Origin of the sequence: Microbacterium sp. NPDC007973, from assembly GCF_042958465.1 — a bacterium.
Classification (GTDB): Bacteria; Actinomycetota; Actinomycetes; order Actinomycetales; family Microbacteriaceae; genus Microbacterium; species Microbacterium galbum.
In genome coordinates, this window is sequence record NZ_JBIBJJ010000002.1 from 122019 (window position 1) to 141034 (window position 19016).

The 19016-nt window shown below is 72.3% G+C and carries 19 protein-coding genes; 7 read left to right on the forward strand and 12 right to left on the reverse strand.

Annotation, left to right across the window (positions count from 1 at the left end; translation table 11 throughout):
- Nucleotides 1-5: 5 nt before the first annotated feature.
- On the reverse strand, nt 6-1070 hold the full coding sequence (locus tag ACFZA2_RS05660) for an enoyl-CoA hydratase/isomerase family protein (RefSeq protein WP_391401827.1): 1065 nt from the start codon (nt 1068-1070) through the stop codon (nt 6-8).
- Between the two features lie 87 nt (nt 1071-1157).
- Here ACFZA2_RS05660 and ACFZA2_RS05665 point away from each other — a divergent pair, with 87 nt between their 5' ends.
- From ACFZA2_RS05665 to ACFZA2_RS05675, 3 genes are read left to right on the forward strand one after another with little or no spacing between them, the layout of a single operon-like run.
- On the forward strand, nt 1158-2441 hold the full coding sequence (locus ACFZA2_RS05665; RefSeq protein ID WP_391401830.1) for an ABC transporter ATP-binding protein: 1284 nt from the start codon (nt 1158-1160) through the stop codon (nt 2439-2441).
- On the forward strand, nt 2438-3256 hold the full coding sequence (locus tag ACFZA2_RS05670; RefSeq protein ID WP_391401833.1) for an ABC transporter permease: 819 nt from the start codon (nt 2438-2440) through the stop codon (nt 3254-3256). The genes ACFZA2_RS05665 and ACFZA2_RS05670 overlap by 4 nt, the downstream gene beginning before the upstream one ends.
- 54 nt (nt 3257-3310) lie before the next feature.
- Entirely contained in the window at nt 3311-4129 is an 819-nt protein-coding gene (locus tag ACFZA2_RS05675; protein WP_366376496.1) for a TSUP family transporter, read from the forward strand.
- A 139-nt stretch (nt 4130-4268) separates the two neighbouring features.
- Here the strand turns inward: ACFZA2_RS05675 and ACFZA2_RS05680 are convergent, their stop codons facing one another.
- Nucleotides 4269-4658 (reverse strand): hypothetical protein, encoded by a 390-nt coding sequence (locus tag ACFZA2_RS05680; RefSeq protein ID WP_391401837.1) that lies wholly within the window; start codon nt 4656-4658, stop codon nt 4269-4271.
- A 158-nt stretch (nt 4659-4816) separates the two neighbouring features.
- Here ACFZA2_RS05680 and cofG point away from each other — a divergent pair, with 158 nt between their 5' ends.
- From cofG to cofC, 4 genes are all read left to right on the forward strand, one after another.
- Nucleotides 4817-7270 (forward strand): 7,8-didemethyl-8-hydroxy-5-deazariboflavin synthase CofG, encoded by a 2454-nt coding sequence (gene cofG, locus ACFZA2_RS05685; protein WP_391401840.1) that lies wholly within the window; start codon nt 4817-4819, stop codon nt 7268-7270.
- Nucleotides 7267-8748, forward strand: a complete 1482-nt coding sequence (locus ACFZA2_RS05690) for a flavin-containing monooxygenase (protein ID WP_391401843.1) — start codon at nt 7267-7269, stop codon at nt 8746-8748. The genes cofG and ACFZA2_RS05690 overlap by 4 nt, the downstream gene beginning before the upstream one ends.
- Nucleotides 8749-8759: 11 nt before the next feature.
- Nucleotides 8760-9770: a glucose-6-phosphate dehydrogenase (coenzyme-F420) gene (gene fgd, locus ACFZA2_RS05695; RefSeq protein WP_391401846.1), complete on the forward strand. Its 1011-nt coding sequence runs from the start codon at nt 8760-8762 to the stop codon at nt 9768-9770.
- 208 nt (nt 9771-9978) lie between these two features.
- Nucleotides 9979-10614: a 2-phospho-L-lactate guanylyltransferase gene (cofC, locus tag ACFZA2_RS05700; RefSeq protein ID WP_391401849.1), complete on the forward strand. Its 636-nt coding sequence runs from the start codon at nt 9979-9981 to the stop codon at nt 10612-10614.
- A 170-nt stretch (nt 10615-10784) separates the two neighbouring features.
- On the opposite strand, the gene cofD is transcribed toward cofC, so the two are convergent.
- The 10 genes from cofD to hemQ all read right to left on the reverse strand — a co-directional run bounded on the left by cofD (nt 10785) and on the right by hemQ (nt 18921).
- Nucleotides 10785-11750, reverse strand: a complete 966-nt coding sequence (gene cofD / locus ACFZA2_RS05705; RefSeq protein ID WP_391401852.1) for a 2-phospho-L-lactate transferase — start codon at nt 11748-11750, stop codon at nt 10785-10787.
- A gap of 73 nt (nt 11751-11823) precedes the next feature.
- The gene (locus tag ACFZA2_RS05710) at nt 11824-12276 is read right to left on the reverse strand and encodes a hypothetical protein (protein WP_391401855.1); all 453 of its coding nucleotides are present in this window, start codon (nt 12274-12276) and stop codon (nt 11824-11826) included.
- Nucleotides 12276-12557 (reverse strand): WXG100 family type VII secretion target, encoded by a 282-nt coding sequence (locus ACFZA2_RS05715; protein ID WP_315994327.1) that lies wholly within the window; start codon nt 12555-12557, stop codon nt 12276-12278. The genes ACFZA2_RS05710 and ACFZA2_RS05715 overlap by 1 nt, the downstream gene beginning before the upstream one ends.
- Nucleotides 12544-12879, reverse strand: coding sequence for a hypothetical protein (locus tag ACFZA2_RS05720; protein WP_391401859.1), 336 nt, complete (start codon nt 12877-12879; stop codon nt 12544-12546). Before ACFZA2_RS05720 ends, ACFZA2_RS05715 begins: the two co-directional genes overlap by 14 nt.
- Complete coding sequence (locus ACFZA2_RS05725; protein WP_391401862.1) at nt 12876-13985, reverse strand: WXG100 family type VII secretion target; 1110 nt, start codon at nt 13983-13985, stop codon at nt 12876-12878. The genes ACFZA2_RS05720 and ACFZA2_RS05725 overlap by 4 nt, the downstream gene beginning before the upstream one ends.
- A gap of 58 nt (nt 13986-14043) precedes the next feature.
- Complete coding sequence (gene hemL / locus ACFZA2_RS05730; RefSeq protein ID WP_391401865.1) at nt 14044-15384, reverse strand: glutamate-1-semialdehyde 2,1-aminomutase; 1341 nt, start codon at nt 15382-15384, stop codon at nt 14044-14046.
- Between the two features lie 78 nt (nt 15385-15462).
- On the reverse strand, nt 15463-16446 hold the full coding sequence (gene hemB / locus ACFZA2_RS05735; RefSeq protein ID WP_315994323.1) for a porphobilinogen synthase: 984 nt from the start codon (nt 16444-16446) through the stop codon (nt 15463-15465).
- Entirely contained in the window at nt 16443-17258 is an 816-nt protein-coding gene (locus ACFZA2_RS05740) for a uroporphyrinogen-III synthase (protein WP_391401868.1), read from the reverse strand. The genes hemB and ACFZA2_RS05740 overlap by 4 nt, the downstream gene beginning before the upstream one ends.
- Complete coding sequence (gene hemC / locus ACFZA2_RS05745) at nt 17255-18253, reverse strand: hydroxymethylbilane synthase (RefSeq protein WP_391401871.1); 999 nt, start codon at nt 18251-18253, stop codon at nt 17255-17257. Before hemC ends, ACFZA2_RS05740 begins: the two co-directional genes overlap by 4 nt.
- Nucleotides 18250-18921: a hydrogen peroxide-dependent heme synthase gene (gene hemQ / locus ACFZA2_RS05750; RefSeq protein ID WP_391401874.1), complete on the reverse strand. Its 672-nt coding sequence runs from the start codon at nt 18919-18921 to the stop codon at nt 18250-18252. Before hemQ ends, hemC begins: the two co-directional genes overlap by 4 nt.
- Between the last annotated feature and the right edge of the window lie 95 nt (nt 18922-19016).

Here is a 19016-nt window from a genome sequence, read left to right on the forward strand (position 1 = left end):
GCGCGTCACCACAGCGCCGGCTCCGGCTCATAGGCGAAGGCCTCCGGCACGCGGCCGCTGGGCAGCTCCTCGAGCCGCGCGGGCGTCCATCGCGGCGAGCGGTCCTTGTCGACGACCTGCGCGCGGATCCCTTCGACGAGGTCGGGTTGCGTGAACGCGAACCACAGCACGAGGCCGTACTCCTGCGCGAGGGCGGCGCGCAGGGACGGCAGCTCGCGCGCGCGACGCACGGCCTCGAGCGTCACCGCCACCGCCGTCGGGGCGGACGCGGCGAGGAGGTCGGCGGTCTCGCGCGCCTCGGGCTCGGGCCGTGCCCGCAGGCGGTCGATGATCGCCGGCACGTCGGCGGCGGCGAAGGCGTCGTCGATCCACTCCCGCGCCGCGATCAGGCGTGACGGCTCCGGGCTCTCGTCGAACAGCAGCACGAGCTCCGTCGGACTCGAGGGGTCGGCCCGGTTCTCCAGCGCCTCGTAGAGCGCCTCGAGGTGGGCGGTGGGCACCATGTGGTCGGCGAATCCCGCGTACAGCGCGTCGGCGGCATCCATCGTTCCGCCGGTCAGGGCCAGGTACTCGCCGAGGCGGCCGGGGGCACGGGCGAGCAGCCACGAACCGCCCACGTCGGGGGTGAAGCCGATGCGCGTCTCGGGCATGGCCAGGCGGGAGCGCTCGGTGACGATGCGGATGGCGGCGTGACCGGCCAGTCCGATGCCGCCGCCCATGCAGACGCCGTCGGCGATCGCGATCACGGGCTTGCGCGACGTGGCGATGCGGTGGTCGAGGGCGTACTCCTCGCGGAAGAAGGCGTGCACCTCGTCGACGCGTCCGGCGGTGACCATCTCGTGCAGCGCGCGCACGTCACCACCCGCGCAGAAGCCCCGGTCGCCGGCGCCGTCGAGCAGGATGACATCGACGTCGGTGTCGCGCTCCCAGCGGTCGAGCGTGACGTTCAGCGCACGGATCATCTCCAGGTCGAGGGCGTTGATCGCGCGGGGCTTGTTGAGGGTCAGGTGGCCGAGGCCGCGACGACCCCCCACGAGGACGCTGTCGTCTGCGGATCGTTGTGCGTGCACGGTGCCACGTTACACACGCCGCCAGATGGGTTTTCGGCCCCGGATCGGGGAAGATGGACGGAACGCCCACCGAACGAGAGGTGCCGAATGCCCGACGGACAGGTGCTGGAGCTCGCCGGCCTCACCAAACGCTTCGGAGCGGTCTCGGCGGTCGATGATCTCTCCGCCCGGATCGAGCCGGGTCAGGTCACCGGGTTCCTCGGGCCGAACGGCGCCGGCAAGACCACCTCGCTGCGCATGCTGCTCGGGCTCGTGCGCCCGACGTCGGGGACCGCCACGATCGGCGGCAAGGCGTTCGCCGACCTCGATTCCCCCCTTCAGACGGTGGGCGCGGCTCTCGAGGCGTCGAGCTTCCACCCCGGCCGATCGGCCGCGAACCACCTCAAGGTCTACGCCCGCGCCGCGAACCTGCCCACCACCCGCATCGACGACGTGCTGGCACTCGTCGGTCTCGCCGACGTGGCCGGGCGCCGCGTCGGCGGCTTCTCACTCGGGATGCGCCAGCGTCTGGGGCTGGCGACGGCACTGCTGGGCGACCCCGGCGTGCTGGTGCTCGACGAGCCGTCGAACGGTCTCGACCCCGAGGGCATCCGCTGGATGCGCTCCCTGCTGCGCCACCTCGCCGAAGAGGGACGCACGGTGCTCATCTCCTCGCACCTGCTCGCCGAGGTGCAGCAGACCGTCGACGCGCTGCTGATCATCTCGCGCGGCCGCCTCGTGTTCCAGGGCGGTATCGAAGACCTCGCCGACCCCGACGAGTACGCCACGGTGGTCGACTCGCCCGATCGCGCCGCGCTGTCGCGGCTGCTCGACGAGCGGGGAATCGACTACCAGCTGCTGCGCAACGGCTTCACGATCCGCCATCACGAACCGGTGGAGATCGGCGGTCTGGCCGCCGCTGCGGGCATCACGCTGTCGAACCTGCAGAGCAAGGGCGCGAGCCTGGAGGACATCTTCCTCGAACTCGTGAGCGGCGCGCGCGTGCACGCGAGCGCCGGGGGAACGTCGATCCCGACCACGGATGCCACCTCCGCGACGGCCGGTGACGGGGCAGCGCCCGAGCCGGTCGCCGCGACCGCGGACGTCCCGACACCGGCGGACGCCCCCGCGGCCGCGCCGGCGCCCGCGCACGCCCCGCCTTCCACCGAGGACCGCGTCGCCGACGAGCCCCGCCCGTCGACGGCGCTGGTCGCGGTCATCGCCCCCGTCGCGGCCGCTCCCGCCCGCGCCGAGGCTGAGGACGTCCCCCGCCCCTCGTACGCCGTCGCCTCCACCGGGGTGATCGACATCGTTCCGGTGGGAGTCGCGCACGGCGGCGAGACGCCCGACGACGACCACCTCGTCCGTCACGAGCAGGAGGTGTCGCGATGACGCTCCTCGCCGCCACGCGCTCCGAGTACACCAAGCAGTTCACCACCGCCGGCTGGTGGGTGCTGGGCATCGTGCTCATGGTCTACGTCGCCTTCACCGCGGGCCTGCTCGCCTTCGTCTTCGGCGGCGTGGCCTCGGGGCGCCTCTCCGGCGGCACGGGTCCCGCGATGTCGGCCGACGGCGTCCCCGCGCTCGTCTACAGCACGGCATCCGCGGTCGGATACGTCTTCCCCCTGCTCATCGGCACCCTCATGGTGACCACCGAGTTCCGCCACAAGACGCTGACCCCCACGTTCCTCTCGACGCCGCGCCGCGGCGTCGTGCTCGGCGGCAAGTTCGTCGTCGGCATCCTGGTCGGCCTGCTCTACGGCATCCTGGGCTCCCTCGCCGCGATCGCGGCGGGCGCGGGCGTGCTGAGCATCTTCGGGATCGACGCGGAACTGGCCTCCTCCGACACGTGGGTGCTCCTCGGCCGCATGCTGCTGGCGTTCGCACTGTGGGCCGTGGTCGGCATCGGCGTCGGCACGGTCGTGCGCAACCAGGTCGCCGCGATCGTCATCGTGCTCGCGGTGACACTGTTCGTCGAACCGATCATCCGTACCCTGGGCGGAGTGGTCGACGGCTTCGGCGAGGTCGTGAAGTGGTTCCCCAGCGCCGCGAGCGACGCGCTCGTGGGGCAGACCATCTTCGGCGCGATGGGCACGGCGGGTGCAGACGCCCTCGAGTGGTGGATGGGCGGCCTCGTGCTGCTCGGCTACGCCGTGGTGCTGCTCGTGATCGGCCTGTTCACCACCTGGCGCCGCGACATCGACTGACCCGTTCCGAGCTGCGCTTTTTGTCGGCCCAGCCCGCAGCGGCGAGAATCAACCGTGCTCGATGGACCGGTGATCGCCGAGTGGCTCCCCGTCTCGGTGGCCGCTCTCGTCCTGCTGCTCGTGGCGGCGGGGGTCGCCGGGTGGGTCGACGCGGTGGTCGGCGGCGGCGGCCTGATCCAGCTTCCCGCTCTCGTCATCGGCGTGCCGAAGGACGTCGCGACACCCTTCATCCTGGGAACGAACAAGCTGTCGTCGTTCTTCGGGACGCTCTCGGCCAGCTGGGTCTACCTCCGCCGCATCCGGGTGCAGCTCGTGCTCCTCGTGCCGCTGGTGGCGGGGGCGTACGCCGGTTCGACGGTCGGTGCGGCGCTGTCGCGTTTCGTCCCGCGCGAGGTGCTCACACCGATCGTGCTCGTGGCCGTGGTGGCCGTCGCGCTGTACACGTTGTTCAAGCCGAAGATGGGTCTCGAGCACGCCCCGCGCCACGACTCCCGGGCGGCCGTCGCCTGGCGGGCAGGGGCGATCGGTCTGCTGGTCGGGTTCTACGACGGCATCCTGGGTCCGGGCACGGGCTCGTTCTTCGTCATCCTCATCGTGGGCGTGCTCGGCTACGGCTTCCTGCAGGCCAGCGTGAACGCCAAGATCGCGAACCTCACGACGAATCTCGCGGCCCTCGCGGTGTACGGCGTGCACGGCGAGATCATCCTCGCGCTGGGCCTCGCCATGGCCGTGATGAACATCACCGGGGGTTTCATCGGCGCACATATGGCCACGCGTCGTGGCAGCGGCTTCGTGCGCATCGTGTTCCTGGTGACGTTGTCGATCCTGATCGTCAAGCTCGCGTGGGACACCGTGGCGCAGTTCGCGGGCTGATCCAGCGCTTCGCGCAGCACCGATCGCACCGATCGCGGCGGTCCCACCGGTCGAGCGTCCAGGAAACCCGGACGGAACGACATCTCGTCCGGGTGTTCTGGACACTCGGCGCGCATGTGCGCGGGAGCGCGGGGGATGCTCAGGCGACGATGTCGGCGACGTCCTCGGGCTCGGATGCCACGTCGAGGCGCAGCGCCTTCACCAGCGCCACCCCGTGCTTGGTGGTGAGCACCAGGCGCTCGAACTCGTCGTGACCGACGAGGTCGACGACCACGCTGGGCTTGCGCCCCCGGATGATGACGAAGTCGTTGCCGCCGGCGGACTTCCACGTGCCGGCCCCGACGGCGACGGGGAGGTTGATCCCGGGGTTGGGCACCCCGCGGATCCAGGTCCATGCGTCGTCGGTCAGCTGCACCCGGTCGATGTGCTCCCGGGGGACGACGATGTTGGACTTGCGGAACGACAGAGCCCGCTCGGTCGGCGAGAGCACGACCTCGAGCTGCGTCGAATCGAGCAGCAGGGTCACCATGCCCTCCATCCTGCCAGCGTCGCCGCACGTCGATCCGCCGGGCACCTCACAGGACGGCAACGATCGCTGGAACGGATGCCGGGACGCCACGCGCGCAACCGGCCGCGGTCCCCCTCCCCCTCGGCCCCGATGTCGGAGCGGGGGGATAGCCTGGAGCGATGAGCACGGGCAGCGCTGCGCCGCGAGTCGCACCGGCCCGAGGCACCTCGATCGACGACCTGCTCGCGCGCGTGCGCGCCGGTCACCGGCCCGACGTCGACGAGACGGAGACCCTCCTCGGGGCCGATCTGGACGTCCTTCTCCCGGTGGCCGCGGCCCTGCGCGACGAGGGTCTCGACCGGGCCGGCCGAGCGGGCGTCATCACGTATTCGCGCAAGGTGTTCGTGCCGCTCACGACGCTCTGTCGCGATCGGTGCCATTACTGCATCTTCGTCGACACCCCCGGCCAGCTCGCGCTGCTGCGCAAGCCCGCGTACATGACGCCCGAGCAGGTGCTCACGGTCGTGCGGCAAGGCCAGGCCCTCGGATGCAAAGAGGCGCTGCTCACCCTGGGCGACCGCCCCGAGGAGCGCTGGCCCGAGGCCCGGGCGTGGCTCGACGAGCACGGCTTCGCCTCGACCATCGACTACGTCGTGCACATCGCCCGCCTCATCACCACCGAGACCGGGATGCTCGTGCACGCCAACCCGGGAGTCATGCACCCTGACGAGCTGGCCGCGCTGCGACCGGTCTCCCCGTCGATGGGCATGATGCTCGAGACCACCTCCCGGCGCCTGTTCGAGGAGCCCGGGCAGGTGCACTTCGGCTCGCCCGACAAAGACCCGGACCTGCGACTGAAGGTCATCGACGATGCCGGGGCCGCCGGCATCCCGTTCACCACCGGCATCCTCGTCGGCATCGGCGAGACCGTCCGCGATCGCGCGGAGTCGCTGGTCGCCCTCCGCGAGAGCGCCGACCGCCACGGCCACGTGCAGGAGGTGATCGTGCAGAACTTCCGCGCGAAGCCCCGCACCGCCATGCAGGGCGCCCCCGACGCCGACATGCGGGAGTACCTCGCGGCGGTCGCGGTCGCGCGGCTCGTGCTCGGGCCCGACATGCGCGTGCAGGTGCCACCCAACCTCTCCGATCCGCGCGAGCTCGGGCTGCTCGTCGCCGCCGGCATCGACGACTGGGGCGGAGTCTCACCGCTCACCGCCGATCACGTGAACCCCGAACGGCCCTGGCCCCACATCGACGACCTGGCCGCCTCCACCGCGACCCACGGCTACACGCTGCGCGAGCGTCTGACCGCGCATCCCGAGTTCGTGCGGGATGCCGAGACCTGGATCGACCCCGCCCTGCGTGCGCCCGTCCGGGCCCTGGCGGATGCCGAGGGCCTCGCCGCCGACGTGACCCCCACGGCCCCCATGGGCTCCTCCGCCCGCCCCGTGCCCACGCCCCGCACCGGCGCCGTCTCTCCCGACCCCGGCGTGCGCCGCCTCGCCGAGCGGGCGGCATCCGCCCCTCTCGCGCTCGACGACGCCGACTGGACCCGCCTGCTGCACGCCACGGGCGGTGAGCTCGACGATCTGACAGCGGTCGCCGACGACGCCCGCCGTTACACCGTCGGCGAACCGATCACGCTCGTGCAGAACCGCAACCTCACCTCGTCGGGACTGCGCCGCGGCGGCCGCGCGGCACCGGGCGAGTTCGGCCTCGACGACGCCGCGGCCATCGCGGTGGATGCCGTCGACCTCGGCGCGACCGAGATCTGCATCCAGGGCGCACTGCCCGGCGACGAAGACCCCGCCGGGTACCTCGACCTCGTGCGGGCCGTGAAGGGCGCCGCCCCCGGCATCCACGTGCACGCCTACCGGCCCCTCGACGTGCGCGACCTCGCCGACCGAGGCGGCCTCGGCATCGGCGGCGCCCTCGCCGCGATGCACGCCGCGGGGGTCGACACCGTGCCGGGGACGGGCGTGAAGGTGCTCAGCGAGCGCGTGCGCGGGCTCGTCGCCCCGGGCGATCTCGAGATCGACGCGTGGATCGAGACCATCACCGCCGCGCACCTCAGCGGTTTCCGGTCGACCTCGGTGCTCTTCTACGGGCACGCCGAGACGGCTGAGGAGCGCATCGCCCACCTGCGGCGCCTGCGCGAGATCCAGGACCGCACGCGCGGCTTCGCGGAATTCGTCCCGATCCCCCTGCCCGGCGGCGACGTGCCGCTGGTGGCGGGGCGCGCGCCCGTCGACGAGCACCGGGCGATGGTCGCGGTGTCGCGGCTGCTGCTCTCGGGCAGCATCGCGCACGTGCAGATCCCGTGGACCCGCGTCGGCCGCGACACCGCTGCCGTGCTGCTGCGTTCCGGCGGCGACGACCTCGGCGGCACGCTCTACGACGGGCGGGTGCTGCCCGACACCGGGATCGAGCAGGGCCTCGAACTGCCCGTCCCCGCCGCCGAGCGCCTCGCGCGGAGCCTCATGCGGCCGTTCCGGCTGCGCACGACCGACTACCGCGTGACCGATGCCTCGGCGCCGTACGTCGTGACCAGCGGCGGCACGCGCTTCCCCGTCCCCGCCGACGCGAGCCGGACGCCCGACGAGACCCCCGCACCCGACGGAGCCCCCGCGTGAGAGTCGTCGACGTCGCGATCGTCGGCGCGGGCTTCGCCGGCCTCGCCATGGCCGGCGCTCTGCGGCGGGCCGGTCGCGACGACATCGTGCTGCTCGAACGCGCGTCCGACGTGGGCGGCACCTGGCGCGACAACACCTACCCCGGTGTCGCGTGCGACGTTCCGGCCCATCTCTACAGCCTCGCCGCGCACCCGAACCCGGGATGGACCCGCATGTTCGCGGCGGGCGGTGAGATCCAGCGGTACCTGCGCGAGGTCGCCGAGCGCGAGAACCTCGGCGATCGCCTGCGCCTGCGCACCCCCCTCCTCGGGGCGCGGTGGGATGCCGCCGACGCGGTCTGGCGGATCGACACCGGGGCCGAGCCCGTCGTCGCCCGCTCCCTGGTTCTCGCCTGCGGACGCCTGACCGAGCCGCACGTCCCCGCGATCGACGGACTCGAGTCGTTCGACGGTCCCCTGTTCCACTCGGCCCGGTGGGACCACGACGTCGATCTCAGCGGAAAACCGGTCGCCGTCGTCGGCACCGGCGCGAGCGCCGTGCAGCTCGTCCCCGAACTCGCCCGCCGCGCCGCCCACGTCACGCTCTTCCAGCGCACCCCGGCGTGGATCGTGCCGCGCGGCGGCGACGAGATCCCGCTCGCCGAGCGCGAGCGTCTCGCCGCACACCCCGGCGACCTCGCGCGCCTGCGGGCGGAGCTCTACGCCGAGGGCGAGCGGCGCTTCGCCTCCCGCTCGGGCGACGCCGTGGCATCCGCCGCCGCTCGGGAGGTCGCTCTCGCGCACCTGCACGCGCAGGTCGCCGACCCCGCGCTGCGCGAGGCTCTCACGCCCGACTACGCCTTCGGATGCAAGCGCGTCCTGCTGTCCGACGCGTTCTACCCCGCCGTCGCCTCGGATGCCGTGACCCTCGAGCCCACGGCGCTGGTGTCGGTCGAGGGCTCGGCGCTGACCGCCGCGAGCGGGACGCGCCACGACGCCGACGTGCTCGTGCTGGCGACCGGCTTCGCCTCGGCCCAGCAGCCCTACGCCGATCTCGTGCACGGCGAGGAGGGCACGCTCGCGGCGCACTGGTCCGACGGCATGACCTCGTTCGGCTCCACGGTGGTCGCGGGCTTCCCCAACCTGTTCGTCCTGAACGGCCCCAACGCGAGCCTCGGCCACAACTCCGCGGTGCTCATGGCCGAGGAGCAGGCCGCCTACGTGGTGCGCGCTCTGTGCGAGCGCGACCGTCGCACCGATCGCGTGCTGCGAGTGCGCCCGGATGCCGAGGCGGCGTACACCGCCGAGATCGCCGAGGCCGCGGCATCCACCCCCTGGCTCACCGGCGGATGCCGGAACTGGTACGTCGACCACCGCTCGGGCCGCCTGACGCTGCTGTGGCCGGGCACGGTGCAGGCGTTCCACGAAAGACTGGCCGGCACCGACGGTTCCGAGTTCGTCGCGCCCGTGCGGGCGACCCTTCCCAGCGTCGACATCTAGAGGAGACAGCGATGACCATCCCCCTGCGTTTCGGTTACAAGGCCTCGAGCGAGCAGTTCGGCCCCAACGAGCTGCTCGAGTTCGGGGTGCTCGCGGAGAAGATGGGCTTCGACTCCGTCTTCCTCTCCGATCATCTGCAGCCCTGGATGCACGACGGCGGCCACGCCCCGAACGCCCTCCCGTGGCTCGGCGCCCTCGGTGCCCGCACGGAGCGCGTGATCATCGGCACGAGCGTGCTCACCCCGACGTTCCGCTACCACCCCGGCGTCATCGCCCAGGTGTTCGCCACCCTCGGGGTCATGTACCCGGGTCGCGTGGTCCTGGGGGTGGGCACCGGCGAGGCGCTGAACGAGGTCACCCTGGGTCTCGAGTGGCCCGAGGCACCCGAGCGCTTCCAGCGCCTCAAAGAGGCCATCACGATCATCAACGAGCTCTGGGCCGGCGAGCGGGTCACCTACGAGGGCACCTACTACTCGGTGAAGGATGCCACCATCTACGACCGCCCCGCGCAGAAGGTGCCGATCTACATCGGCGCCTCGGGTCCCGCCGCCACCCGCCTGGCCGGCCGCATCGCGGAGGGCTACATCACCACCAGCGGCAAGGACCCCGAGCTGTACACCGAGAAGTTGCTCCCCGCGCTCGACGACGGCCTCGCCAAGGCCGGCCGCACCCGCGACGACGTCGACACGCTCATGGAGGTCAAGGTCTCGTACCACCCCGACCACGACACCGCGCTCGAGAAGACGCGCTTCTGGGCCCCGCTCGCCCTCACCGCCGACGAGAAGATGAGCGTGCACGACCCCCTCGAGATGCAGCGCCTCGCGAACGAGTTGCCGATCGAGCGCGTGGCATCCCGGTTCATCGTCTCCACCGACCCCGACGAGCACGTCGAGCGCATCGCGCGCTACGTCGACCTCGGCTTCCGCCACCTCGTGTTCCACGACCCCGGGCACGACCAGAAGGAGTTCCTGCGCATGTACGGCGAGGAGATCCTGCCCCGGCTGCGCAAGCGCTTCGGCTGAGGCCCGGGGCGCCGGTGCGCCGGGCAGGGGCACGGCGACGAGATCACCCGCGTTCGCCGACATGACACGCGATTCGCGCGGAATGCGCGTCATCTCGCAAGACGGGGGTCATCTCGGTGGCGCCGGGTCCTGCGACCGGCTGCACGGAACAGCGGGGCCGCGCTACCCCCACCCGCGGATGTCCGGGGTTCGACGCACAATGGATGCGATGAGCACTTCTGAGATCCGTGACGGCTGGACGATCGTGGTGCCGGTCAAGCCGGCCGCGATCGGCAAATCGCGCCTGACGGGCGTCTCCGATCGCGAGGCGCTCGCCCGCGCCCTCGCGCTCGACACGATCGCGGCCGCCGCGGCGACCCCGCGCGTCTCGCGAGTGGTCGTCGTCACCGACGACGTCGAGCTCGCGGCCCTCGTCGCGCAGTGGCCCGCCGTCGATGTCGTCGCCGAGGGAGACGTGCGCGGTCTCGATGCCGCGGTCGCGCTCGGCGCCGAGGAAGCCGGACGGGGCACTGCGCGCGCCGCCCTCCTCGGCGATGTGCCCGCGCTCACCCCGCACGACCTCGACGCCGCCCTCGAGCTCGCCGGCCGCGTGGAGCGGGGTCTGGTCCCGGATGCCGAGGGCACCGGCTCCACGCTCGTCACCGCCCGACCGAACGCGGTGTGGGTGTCGGCGTTCGGCGCCGACTCCGCCGCGCGCCACCGTCTGCTCGGGTGCGCCGACCTCGCGGTCCCCCGCGATTCGACGCTGCGCCGCGACGTCGACACGGCCGTGCAACTCGCGCAGGCCGTCGCCCTCGGCGTGGGTCCGCGGACCGCGGCCGTCCTGGCATCCGCCGCGGCCTGAGGCGGGCACGGCCCGACCCCGGCGCAGCCTCAGCCCGGGCGCACGGCCCGCCGCGGCCCGACCCGTCCCCGCAGGGCCCCCGCGGCCCTGCGCCGCGGCCGCCGCCACTCACCCGCGGATACGCCGCGCATCTCCTCTTCCGCGCTCACCACGGGGCGCGACCGGGCGGCTCAGGCCCCCAGCGCCGCCTCGGCGATCGCCGCCGACGCGTCGTCGTCGCTCATCCACAGCGGCCGCACGACCGCGTGGATCCCCGCCGCCTCGACCTGGGCCGCCGACGCTGCGTCCTCCTCGGCGAGCACCCACGCGTCCAGCACCCCCTCCGCCGACCGCGCGCCGTAGTGCCGCGCGACGGCCGCGGCCGAGGTCTCGACGCCGATCGCCGTCAGGCACACGTCGGCCATCCCACGCACGACGCGGCCGCCGATGATGGGCGAGACCCCGACGACCCGCGCCGAGGTGGCGCGCAGGGCCTCCCGGATGCCGGGGACGGCGAGGATCGGACCGATCGACACGACCGGGTTCGACGGCGCCAGCAGCACCACGTCGGCCGCCGCGATGGCATCCGTCACTCCCGGCGCGGGCACGGCATCCGTGATCCCGGGGTTCTCGAACGCACGGGGGGTCAGCTGGGCGCGATGGCGCGTCCACCACTCCTGGAAGTGCAGGCGACGCCCGTCTTCGAGCAGCACGTGCGTGTCGACCTCGCTGTCGGTCATGGGCAGCATCCGGATGCCGAGCGCCCAGCGCTGCGCCATCCGACCGAGCACCTGGGTCGGGGTGAGGCCCTCGCGCAGCCAGCCGGTGCGCGCGAGGTGGGTCCCGAGGTCGAGATCGCCGAGGGTGAACCAGGGCCAGCCGGCGCCCCACGCCTGCAGTTCCTCGTTGACGCGCTCGGTGTCGCCCGCGCGACCCCAGCCGCGCACGGTGTCGTTGACCCCGGCGAGGGCGTAGGTGATCGAGTCGACATCGGGTTGGAGTCGCACACCGGAGAGCCAGAGGTCGTCACCGGTGTTGACCACGACGGTGGCCTCGGGGGCGCCGAGCCGGTGCAGGGCAGCGCGCACGCCGAGCGTGAACTTCGACCCCCCGACTCCACCGGCGAGCACGACGACACGGGGTTGAGGAGGACGCATCGATCCAGTCTTCCACCTCGCTGTCCCGCGCCGAGACCGCGTGCCGAGGGGTGGCGTCAGGCGGAGCCGCGCGTCACTCGCAGCGCAGACTCGCGGTCACCGTCGCGGGATAGCGTGTCGCGTCGTCCGGGGACTCGACGATGCCGTCCTCGGGTTTCCACCCCTCCACGACCGCGGCCTCGCCGTCGCTGGAGGCCACCGACACGTTCTCACCGCCGACGGTGAGGTCGATGTCGTCGGACTCGAAAGAGACCAACACGCCGTCCGCGCCGACACCGACCGACCCGCGCGCCCCCTCGTCGACGTTCGTGCGGAACGAGAAGGTGCCCTGCGGCGTCACCTGCACCGCCGTCCCGCGCGCGCCGGTGTCGTCGCACTCGACCACATCGGGGGTCATCGTGACCGTCTGTTCGCCGTCGGGTCCGGTCCAGGTGACGGTGATGGTCGAGGGCGAGGCGGCCGGCGCGCAGCCGGCCAGAGCGAACCCCACCGCGACGACCGCGGCGGCGAGAAGACGACGCCGCATCACGCCCACGCTCCGGCTCGACGCCGATCGAAGTCCCCGAAGCGCCGAACGGCGCCGTGCGCCCGTTCCCCGGCCGTCGCGGCGGCGGCGCGCAGCACGCGGACGGATTCGTCCCATTCGCGCATCGCCGTGGCGAAGGCGTCGCGCGCGTCGCCGTCCCACGAGGCCTGCAGACGCGCCGCTTCGTTCTCGAGCGTCGTCAGGTGCTCGTCGATCCGATCGATCGCCTCGCGGACGATCGCGATCGAACCCACCGCCGAGTCTTCGTCAAGATGCATCATCACGCTCCCCGCCGCGCATCGCGGCGCGCACCGATTCTGTCACGGCGGGATCTCTCAAAGCCGAGGGTGGCGCGAAGGCGGGCATCTCGAGCAGCGACCGCGGTTCAGCGGATCCGTCGAGCACGGCGCGCAGGGCACGGGCGACGTCGCTGTCGGGATGCTCCTCGCGCAAGCGGCGCTGCATCTCCGTGCGCAGCATGCCGAGAACGGGCGCGGTCCCCGGAACGGTCGCGAAATCGAGACCGCTGGAGGAAGCCGCCCGATCCGCTCGGAAGGCTTCGCTCACCTCGGCGGGGGTGGGCCGGCGCGCGTCGTCGCTCAATTCGTGACCTCCATGGCGGGGACGGGGAGCTCCGACGAGAAGTCCGAGAGGTCGGAGGAGAGGTTGCTGATGGACCCCAGGATGTTGCCGAGGTCGTTGAGGAACTGCAACTGGTCGTTGACTTCGGCCACGAGGCGGCCCGCGTTGAGCAGCGCCACTCCCGCGGCCCCCCATCCCAGGATCCCGCCCACGACCGTCTCGATCGTCGCCGTTCCCAATCCGGCGGCGACCGCGGCGATGAGGATCGAGTCCAGCAGACCGTAGAGCGCGCTGCTGACGGCCTCCGCCGTCCCCTCGACCCCGTCGGCGTACGACGCGAAGGCGTCGCCCGCATCCTGGAATTCCTGCACGGCGTTGCCGAGCACCGCGGAGAGCCGGTCGAAGTAGTCCTGCGCGCTACTGGCGGCGTAGCCCTGCCACGCGACCTTGATGAAGGATGCCGCACTGCCCAAGTGCCCGCGCATGTCGTCGATGAGCTGGCTGAGCCCCGTCAACGTGTCGGCGAAGGCCCGCAGGTCACCCCAGCGCCCTCCGAAGTCGCGCATCACCGTCTCGGGGAGCGGCGTGGCACCCAGCCAGCCGAGGATCGTGTCGATCCACTCGACGGGACTCAGGAGGTCTCCGGGCACGAGGTTCAGCGTCAGGTCGTTGAGGTGGTCGTAGGCCGGTCCGAAGTCGCAGAATCGTGCCGCGCCGCCCGCGGGCGGCCCCCAGACGGGCATGAGGTCGGTGCTGCGCCCGCCCGCCGAGTCCGAGACGACTTCGCTCGCCGACGACGAGTTCCCGTTGTACACGGACGGATCCGACGCATCGATGCGGGCGGCTTCCTCCGCATCGATCGAGCGTCCTTCGTCCGCCACCGACCGCAGCTCGACCGCCACGCCCGTCAGGACGCTCGCGAGATGGTCGAACCAGTCGATGAGCGACGAACGCAGCTCCCGCGCGCGCTCGGCGGCGAACCGATAGGCCGGGTGATCCCCCGTGTCATCGAAGGGATGCGCCGCGAGGTACTGCTTCGCGCTCTGCGCCTGCGCGGCGTAGTCGTCGAACGGTATGGCCTGGTGCTCCAACGCCTCGGGCGCCAGCCAGAAACTCGATGCGGTCATCCCCCACCCCCCGTTCGACCGTATCAAGCGGTCTCGACGGTGTCAGCGCCGGCGTCGACTATTGCGCAAGCAGCGTCGGATCCAGCGCTTCCGCCGCGGCCTTCGCCGCGACCGGCAGCGCCTCGAGCACGCGCTCGAGGGCGACGTCGTCGTGGGCGGCGGTGAGGAACCACGCTTCGAACACGCTCGGGGGAAGCGAGACACCGGCGTCCAGCATCGCGTGGAAGAACGGGGCGTAGCGGTAGGACTGCTGCATGAGCGCGGTGGCGTAGTCGCGCGGCACCTCGGGCAAGAAGGCGACGCCGAACAACGAGCCCGCGCGCGGCACGGTGTGCACCACTCCCTCGGCGGTCAGGGCGGCGTCGAGCGCGTCGGCGATCCGCGTGGCCGCGGCGTCGACGGCCGCGTACACCTCGGGCGTCGCCAGACGCAGCGTCGCCAGGCCCGCGGCCACCGACAGCGGGTTCCCCGACAGGGTTCCGGCCTGGTACACCGGGCCGAGGGGGGCGAGGTGGTCCATGACCTCGGCGCGGCCGGCGAGAGCGGCCAGCGGCATCCCGCCGCCGATGACCTTGCCGTAGGTGAGGATGTCGGGCAGGTAGCGCTCGCCCTGCGAGGCCTGCAGGCCCCAGAAGCCGGCGGGGTGCACGCGGAATCCGGTGAGCACCTCGTCCATGATCAGCAGGGCGCCGTGGCTGTGCGCGATGTCGGCGAGCGCGGCGTTGAAGCCGGGCAGCGGTGGCACGACCCCCATGTTCGCCGAGGCCGCCTCGACGATGATCGCGGCGATGTTCTCGCCGTGCACGGCGAACACTTCGCGCACCGCGTCGAGGTCGTTGTAGGGCAGCACGAGCGTCTGCGCCGCGATCGGCGCGGGGACGCCCGCCGATCCGGGGAGCGCGAGGGTGGCGACACCCGAGCCCGCCGCGGCGAGGAGCCCGTCGGAGTGCCCGTGGTAGTGCCCGGCGAACTTGATCAGCAGGTCGCGTCCGGTGACTCCGCGGGCGAGGCGGATCGCCGTCATCGTCGCCTCGGTGCCGGTCGAGACCAGGCGCACCTTCTCGATCGGCTTCAGATCGCCGACCTGGACGCGCTGGGCGACGAGGTCGGCCAGCTCCACCTCGGCACCCGTGGGCGCGCCGAACGACAGACCCCGGGATGCCGCGGACTGCACCGCGCCGACCACCTCGGGATGCGCGTGGCCGAGGAGCGCCGGGCCCCACGACGCGACGAGGTCGACGTACTCGCGACCCGCGGCATCCGTGATCCGCGGTCCCGACGCCGACTGCACGAACCGCGGCGTCCCGCCGACGGAGCCGTATGCGCGCACGGGCGAGTTGACGCCGCCGGGGATGACGTCCTTGGCGCGGGCGAACCACTGGTCGTTGAGGTCGGTCATGACATCCATTCTTCCGGGCGGGCGCGCGGGAAAGGCCGGACCCGGACTCTTCTCAGCGGCCGGTCGGCGGACGGGGGCTTACAGCTCTTCGCGGAGCCAGCGGGCGGCCTCGACCGCCCAGTACGTCAGGATCGCGTCGGCGCCGGCGCGACGGATGCCCAGGAGGCTCTCGAGGATCGCGCCGCGGCGGTCGATCCAGCCGTGGGCGGCGGCGGCCTCGACCATCGCGTACTCGCCCGAGACCTGGTATGCCCACACCGGCACGTCGACCGACGCCTTCACGTCGGCGAGCACGTCGAGGTACGGCAGCGCGGGCTTGACCATCACGACGTCGGCACCCTCTTCGACGTCGAGCAGCGCCTCGCGCACGCCCTCACGGCCGTTGCCGGGGTCGAGCTGGTACGAGCGACGGTCGCCCTTCAGCTGCGAGTCGACGGCCTCGCGGAACGGACCGTAGAACGCGCCGGCGTACTTCGCGGAGTACGCGAGGATCAGCGTGTCGGTGAAGCCCTCGGCATCCAGCGCTTCGCGCACCGCGCCCACCTGGCCGTCCATCATCCCCGACAGTCCCAGCATCGCCGAGCCCGCGCGGGCCTGCGCCAGACCCATCGCCGTGTAGCGGTCGAGGGTCGCGTCGTTGTCGACCGCGCCGTCGGAGCGGAGCACGCCGCAGTGACCGTGGTCCGTGAACTCGTCGAGGCAGAGATCGGTCTGCACGACGACCGCGTCGCCGACCTCGGCCACGACGGCCTCGGTCGCGCGGTTCAGGATGCCGTTCGGGTCGTCGGCCCCGGAACCCACGGCGTCGCGCACCTCGGGAACGCCGAAGAGCATGACGCCCCCGATGCGCTGCTCGGCGGCCTCGGCGACGGCGCGGCGGAGCGAGTCCATCGAGTGCTGCACGATCCCGGGCATCGACCCGATCGGGCTCGGTTCGGTGATGCCCTCGCGCACGAACATCGGCAGCACGAGCTGCGACGGCACGAGATGCGTCTCGCGGGCGAGACGACGGACGGCGGGGGTGCGGCGCAGACGCCGCGGGCGGTGCTCGGGGAAGCTCATGGGGTCGATTCGTCGGGGGTGAGGGGGAAGCGGGCGACCGCCTCGATGAGGGAGTCCACGGTCTGCCGCTCGGCCACGACGTCGACGCTGAGTCCGGCGCGCTTGGCGTCTTTGGCCGTGCGGGGTCCGATCGCCGCGATCACCGTGGATGCCGGGATCTCGGGGAACTGCTCGACCACCTGTTCCGCCACCGAACCACTGGTGACGAGGATGGCGTTGATGCGGCCCGACTGGACGTCGCCGGCGATCTTCTCGGTCACGGGCACGCCGACCGTGCGGTACGCCACGACGCTGCGCACGTCGTGCCCGGCCTCGATCAGCAGGCGCGTGAGGACCGGCTTGGCGATCTCGCTGCGCAGGGTCAGGACCTTGCGCGGCTCGGTCTCGATCTCGATCATCTGCTCGGCCATGCCCTGGGCCGAGTTGTCGCGCTCGGGCACGAGGTCGACGCGGTAGCCGACGGCCTGCATCGCCGCCGCGGTGGTCTCGCCGACCACGGCGACCTTCGTCTCGGCGGGGATGACGGCCTTGTAGGCGTAGAGGACGTCGACGGTGGTCGCGCTGGTGAGCGTGAGCCAGTCGAAGGCGCCCGCCGCGAGGTCGGCGAGCGCCTCGTCGAGGGTCGCCTGATCGTTGGTGGGCGCGAAGTTGATCAACGGCGCGATGACCGGGACGGCTCCGAGCTGGCGCAGGCTGGCGGCGACGCCGTCGCCCCACGGACCCCCGCGCGGCACGAGCACGCGACGACCGGACAGAGGTTTGGGCACGCCGCCCGTCGAGGGGTTCGGCGTGTTCCAGTGGCCTTCATTCATGTGGTCGACTCTCGTGGTACCAGGTCGGCCGCCCCACGTTCGAGCAACCGACGCGCGGCTTCTCGGCCCGCTCGCGCCGCTCGCGCGATCGGTCCCCCGTCGTCGGCAGCATCCGCTCCATTGCCACTGCCCGTTTCCCCACCATACCCCGGGGCGAGGCGCACGGTCCGGTCGATACCGATCCGTTGCGTGCCGTCGAGGGCGTAGACCACGGCGCGCAGCCGCAGGTCGCCCCCGGCCAGTGACGCGTGTGTGCCGACCGGCGCGCTGCACCCGGCGTCGAGGGCGTTCAGCACCACGCGTTCCGCCGTGATCGCGACGCGGGTGTCCTCGTCGTCGAGCTCGGCGAGGGCGGCGTGCACCTCCGGGTCGATGTCGCTGCGGGTCTCGATCGCGAGCGAGCCCTGGCCGGGCGCGGTGGGCCACTCCGCCAGCCCGAGCGCCTCGGCCTGCAGCCCACCCAGGTCGCCGCCGAGGCGCGAGATGCCCGCCGCGGCGAGGATCACGGCATCCAGCTCTCCGTCGCGCACGCGCGCGAGGCGGGAGTCGACGTTGCCGCGGATGTCGTGGATGTCGAGCCGCGGGTTGTGCCGCAACGCCTGCGCGATGCGGCGGGGCGAGCCCGTTCCGACCCGCGATCCCGGCGCGAGCGCGCCGAGGGGGGTGCCGTCGCGCGTCACGACGACGTCGCGGGCGTCCTCCCGCGGCGGCGTCGCGGCGATGACGAGGCCCTCTGGCTGCACGGTCGGCAGGTCTTTCAGCGAGTGGACGAGGAAGTCGCAGCGGTCGGCGGCGAGCGCCTCGCGCAGCCCGTTCGCGAACACGCCGCGCCCGCCGAGTTGCGACAGCGAGGCGCGGTTGACGTCGCCCTCCGACACGATCGGCACGAGTTCGACCGCCCGGCCGGATGCCGCGGCCACGGCGTCGGCGACCATCTGCGACTGCGCCATCGCGAGGGTGCTGCGACGCGTTCCAAGCCGCAGAGGCGCGCTCACTGGAGGATCTCGGGGATCTCGTCGAGCGTCACGAGACGACCGGTGTAGAACGGAACTTCCTCGCGCACATGACGACGGGCCTCGGTGTAGCGGAGGTCGCGCATCATGTCGACGAGGTCGGTCAGCACGTCCGCCTCCATGGGCAGGAGCCACTCGTAGTCGCCGAGGGCGAAGGATGCCACGGTGTTGGCGATGACACCCTTGTAGGCGCTGCCCTTCTTGCCGTGCTCGATGAGCATCTCGCGACGCTCCTCCTCGGGCAGCAGGTACCACTCGTAGCTGCGCACGAACGGGTACAGGCACAGCCACTGCTGCGCTTCGATGCCGCGGAGGAATCCGGGGACGTGCGAGCGGTTGAACTCCGCGTCGCGGTGCACGCCCATCGCGTTCCACGTGGGCAGCAGGTTCTTCAGCAGCTCGGTGCGACGAAGGCGCCGCAGGTCGCGCTGCAGCGCCTGCGGGTCTTCGCCGTGCAGCCAGACCATCAGGTCGGCGTCGGCGCGCAGGCCGCTGACGTCGTAGAAGCCGCGGACGGTGACGCCGTCGGCCTCGATCAGCGAGACGAGGTCGGCGAGCTCGGTGGACTCGGCGGTGGTCACCGGGTTCTCGGGGTCGCGGCGGAAGACCGCCCACAGCGTGTACACGGAGGAGGAGCTGTCGTGGGACATGGCTCCTAGTCTCGTCTCGCCCGGGCGGCGGGCCAAACCCGTTGACTCGCCGACGAAGCACCCCCGCCCGTCCGAGGCCGTTGGTATCGTGCGCT